The organism is Azospirillum sp. ST 5-10 (assembly GCF_051225715.1).
GTDB lineage: Bacteria > Pseudomonadota > Alphaproteobacteria > Azospirillales > Azospirillaceae > Azospirillum.
Window position 1 is genome coordinate 1 of the sequence record NZ_JBPJSP010000093.1, and the last position, 854, is coordinate 854.

Annotated in this window: 1 pseudogene; it reads right to left on the reverse strand. The window is 70.7% G+C overall.

Going from position 1 to position 854, the window contains the following annotated elements:
- Positions 1–8: 8 nt before the first annotated feature.
- Positions 9–813: pseudogene (locus ACSBPG_RS31940) on the reverse strand (IS5 family transposase).
- Between the last annotated feature and the right edge of the window lie 41 nt (positions 814–854).

Genomic DNA, 854 nt, shown 5'->3' on the forward strand with positions numbered 1-854 from the left:
AAGAGCGCCTAACAGAACCATCGCTCGACGAAGCGGACGGTGATGAGGGCGGCGGCGAGATGGTGGAAGGCGGCGAAGATGTCGGCGCGGCGCTCATAGCGGACGGCGATGCGGCGGAAGCGGGCGAACCAAGCCAGGGTGCGCTCAACCTTCCAGCGGTGGCGGCCGAGGCGATCACTGCGGTCGATGCCGCGCCGGGCGATGCGGGGGACGATGGAGCGTCGGCGCAGCGCCCGCCGGCAGCGCGGGAAGCCGTAGCCCTTGTCGGCGTGCAGCTTGGCCGGCGCCGTCGCGGGCGGCCGGCGCACTGGCGGATGGCGGGCACGGCATCGACCAGCGTCTCCAGCAGCGTGCTGTCGTGGCGGTTGGCCGCGGAGAGGATCAGGGCCAACGGAATGCCGTTGGCGTCGATGAGGACATGGCGCTTGGAGCCCGGCTTCCCACGGTCCGTCGGGTTCGGCCCGGTCTCCTCGCCCCCTTGTTTGCCGGGACGCTCGCGCTGTCCACGGCGGCCCGGCTCCAGTCGATGGCGTGGGCTTGGCCCAGACGGTCCAGCAGCACCCGATGAAGCTTCTCCCAGACGCCGGCCCGCTGCCATTCGTGCAACCGGCGCCAGCAGGTCATGCCGGAGCCGCAGCCCATCTCCATGGGCAGCATCTCCCACGGGATGCCACTCTTCAGCACGAACAGGATGCCGGTCGGGGCCGCACGGTCGCTCAACCGCGGTCGCCCGCCTTTCGGCTTGGGCGGTTCCGGCGGGATCAGCGGTTCGACAACCGCCCACAGGGCGTCGGAGACAAGAGGGGCTGCCATTCCCCCCTCAACTGCCCGATCCCGGTTCGGTTAGGCGCTCT